The organism is Acidobacteriota bacterium (assembly GCA_029861955.1).
GTDB lineage: Bacteria > Acidobacteriota > Polarisedimenticolia > Polarisedimenticolales > Polarisedimenticolaceae > JAOTYK01.
Genome location: JAOTYK010000086.1, coordinates 1 through 3774 on the forward strand (window position 1 = coordinate 1; position 3774 = coordinate 3774).

Genomic DNA, 3774 nt, shown 5'->3' on the forward strand with positions numbered 1-3774 from the left:
CGTCCCGACGCCGGCGACCGGGTTTGCGGGCATCCGCAAGTTGGAGCCCGGCCACACGCTGACGATCACCGACGACGACCAGGAAGATGCGCTGGCGTCGCCTGCGATCCGAGTGGCCGAGGAACCGAATGCCAACATGACTCTGGAGGAGGCCGGGGAGATCGCGCAGATCGCGATCGACGACGCGGTCCGGCGACAACTGGTCGCGGACGTCCCGGTCGGTGTGTTCCTGTCGGGTGGCCTGGACTCCGCCATCGTCGCGACCCTGGCGGGGCGTCATGCGGGCAGGCGTCTGTCCGCGTTCACGGTGGGCTTCGGGCAGGCGTCCTACGACGAGACCGCTCCGGCGGCCACCGTCGCGCAGGCGGCCGGTCTCGAGCATCACGTGCTGCAGCTCCCCGACGATCCGTCGGACCTGGTGCGCGAAACGTTGGACGGCTTCGATGAGCCGTTCGGCGACTTCTCCAGCGTACCGATGACGTGGCTCTGCCGGCAGGCGCGGAAGGACGTGACGGTCGCGCTCTCCGGTGACGGGGGCGACGAGGCCTTCGCCGGTTACCCGCACTACCTGATGCCCGGTGTGGCCAGGACGTTCCGACGACTCCCGGGCTTCATGCGTGGAGCGATCGCCGCGGTCGTCAATCGGTGGCCGGCGTCTTTCGAGCGACTCTCCCGGGACTACATGGCCAAGCGTTTCGTTCGGGGGGCGGTCTATCCGCCGCTCCAGGCACACCTGATGGTCAAGGCGATCTTCTTCGGAGAGCAACGCCGGCATCTGTTCGGTCCGCGACTGATCGAACAGCTGGAACGCGATCCTATGGCGGGGCTGGGGCCGCAACTCGGTCAAAGCGAGGGGACCGCGGGAACGCTGGTGCGCAAACTGCTGGAGCTCGACCGACGGACGTTCCTGCTGGACGACAACCTGGTCAAGGTCGACCGCACATCGATGCAGGCCAGCCTGGAGGTGCGAGTGCCGTTGCTCGATCGGGTGGTGCTGAACGCCGCCGACTCGATCCCGACACGGCTGCATGCCGGCGGTCGTCGCACGAAGGTCGTGCTGCGGGAGGTCGCCCGTCGTCTTCTGCCCGAAGAAATATCGGGGCTACAGAAGAAGGGCTTTACGCCGCCGATGCCGGCCTGGCTGAACGGACCGCTGGTCCCGGTGCTGGATGAGGTTCTCTCGGAGTCCGCAGTAAACGCCGCGGGGCTGGTACGTTTTGAGGCCGTCAACGACTTGCGGAAGCAGCATCGCGACCGGACACGGGAATGTTCCCGTGAGCTCTGGACGCTGCTGTCGTTGCATCACTGGTGGGCGCGGCAGGGGTTCTGATCGCGTCGATATCTCCGATCGCCGCTATACTGGCGCGCCACCACATTCTCCGGGGGAGTATCGAATGCGGATCCGTTCCAGCCTTGGCCTTGTTTGTTGCCTCGTCATTTTGACTTGCAGCCTCGCCGTCGCCGCCGACTGGCCCCAGTTCCTGGGCCCCAACGCCACCCCGGTCGCGGCCTCGTCCAGCATCCCCGACTCGTTCGGACCGGAAGAGAACATCCGCTGGTCCGTCGACGTGCCGTCCGGCAGCTCGTCGCCGATCGTCTGGAAGAAGCGGTTGTACCTGACCGGCGTGGCCGACGACGCACTCTGGATCCTGGCGTACAACCTCAAGGACGGTTCCCAGGCCTGGAAGACAGAGTTCACGCCGGCCGGGAAAGAGCAGTTCCTGCATCGCGATGCGACCCCGGCGGCACCGACACCGGTCACCGACGGCAAACGGATCTACGCCTACTTCGGCGCCTACGGTCTGATCGCGCTGGACATGAAGGGCAAGCTGCTGTGGGAGAAGACGTTCCCCATCGAGGCCAACATGTTCGGCACCGGCACGTCGCCGGTGCTCGATGGCGACACGATCTATCTCGTCCGCGATGTCTCCGGCGCGTCGGCCATCCATGCGTTCGACGCGGCCACCGGCGAGGAACGCTGGACCACCCCACGCCCCGACGCGGGCCCCAATTTTTCGACTCCGGTCCTGTGGAAGCACGGCAAAAAACGCAAGGAGCTGGTGGTCGCCGGCTCCGGAACGTTGAAGTCCTACGACCTGGTAAGCGGTCGACCGATCTGGTGGGTCCAGGGGGTGACGATCCTGGTCTGTCCCTCTCCCATCGTCTCGGGAGATCACCTCTACTTCGGTGGCTGGTCCACCCCTAACGTGCCCAATGACGAACGAATGCTGACGGGTTTCGAGGAAGGTCACGGCATCCCACAGGACGCGCTGCTTGACGCGGCGTTGCTGGTCAAACATCTCGATCGTAACGACGACGCCGCGCTGCAAGCCGAAGAGATCCCACCGGGACGTCTCGTCGAAGCCTTCATCTTCGTCGATGGCAACGCCGACGGCGCACTGGCGGCCGAGGAGATCGCCGGCCTGCTGGGCCCGGCGGCACCCGGTGAGAATGTCATGCTTTCCGTCCGCCACGGCGGCACGGGCGATGTGACCGAGAGCCACGTCCAGTGGCGTCGAACCAAGGGCGTTCCGTATGTCGCCTCACCGCTGCTCTACAACGATCGTCTGTACTACGTGAAGAAGGGTGGCCTCCTCAGTGCGGTCGATCCGAAGAGCGGTGAGCCGTTCTTCGAGATGGCGCGGCTGGGTGAGGGCGGCGAATACTACGCGACGCCGGTCGGTGTGGGAGACCGCATCGTGATCGCGTCGGCCCGTGGGACGGTGTTCGTGATCGGGACCGGGGACGAGCTGGAGGTTCTGTCGGAGAACAAGTTTGGCGAGTCGATCGCGGCGACCCCGGCGGTCGTGGGCGACACGATGTATCTGCGTACCGAGGAGCATCTGTGGGCGATCGGCGGCGAATGAGTTACGGCCGACTCTTCACCGCGTTCGTTCTCTCGTTGTTGCTGGTCGCCTGTGACGGTGAGCCGCAAAAAGACTGGGCCATCGCCATCCACGGTGGCGCAGGTTCGATCCGAGCGGGCGACGACTCCGCGTTCGAGAAACATGCCCGGGCCTCGCTTCAGGCCGCGCTGCAGACCGGCGTAACGATGTTGGAGTCCGGCAGTTCCAGCCTGGACGTCGTCGAGGCCGTCATCGTCGCGATGGAAGACGACCCGTTGTTCAACGCCGGCCGTGGTGCCGTCTTCAATCGCGACGGGATCAACGAGCTGGACGCCTCGATCATGAACGGTCGCGACCTCTCGTGTGGTGCCGTGGCCGGTGTACGACGCGTCAAGAACCCCATTCGGTTGGCCCGCCAGGTGATGGAACAGACCCGTCATGTGCTGCTGGCCGGTGAGGGTGCGGAGACGTTCGGGGAGGAGCGAGGTGTCGAGTTCGTCGATCCGTCTTACTTCTTCACCCAACGACGCTGGAATTCGCTTAACGAGAAACTCGCGGAGGAGTTCCCTCGCGATCCGGAAGGCGGCAGCACCGTCGGCGTCGTCGCGCTGGATCGCAACGGCGATCTTGCCGCCGGCACGTCCACCGGTGGGTTGACCGCCAAACGTTACGGCCGGATCGGCGACTCGCCGATCATCGGCGCCGGGACCTATGCCGACAACCGAACCTGCGCCATCTCCGGCACCGGAGTGGGGGAGGAGTACATCCGTAACGGCATCGCCCACGGGATCTCGGCGGCGATGGAGTTGGGTGGAATGACGCTGGAGGATTCGATGCGTCGTGCCATCGAGGAGACGCTGAAGCCGGGGGATGGCGGCACGATCGGTGTGGACTTCCGTGGCAACATCTCCATGCAGTTCAACACGGA

3 protein-coding genes are annotated in these 3774 nt (G+C 65.3%); all 3 read left to right on the forward strand.

The genetic code is table 11. The features are described from left to right. Window positions 1–1330 (forward strand): asparagine synthase C-terminal domain-containing protein (locus tag OES25_17535; protein MDH3629439.1); only part of this gene is annotated, 1330 nt, incomplete at its 5' end. 64 nt (window positions 1331–1394) lie between these two features. Beyond that, a complete protein-coding gene (locus tag OES25_17540; GenBank protein ID MDH3629440.1) occupies window positions 1395–2867 on the forward strand; it encodes a PQQ-binding-like beta-propeller repeat protein in 1473 nt (490 codons plus the stop codon). Continuing rightward, a partial coding sequence (locus tag OES25_17545) for an isoaspartyl peptidase/L-asparaginase (GenBank protein ID MDH3629441.1) occupies window positions 2864–3774 on the forward strand: 911 nt, incomplete at its 3' end. The genes OES25_17540 and OES25_17545, both read left to right, overlap by 4 nt.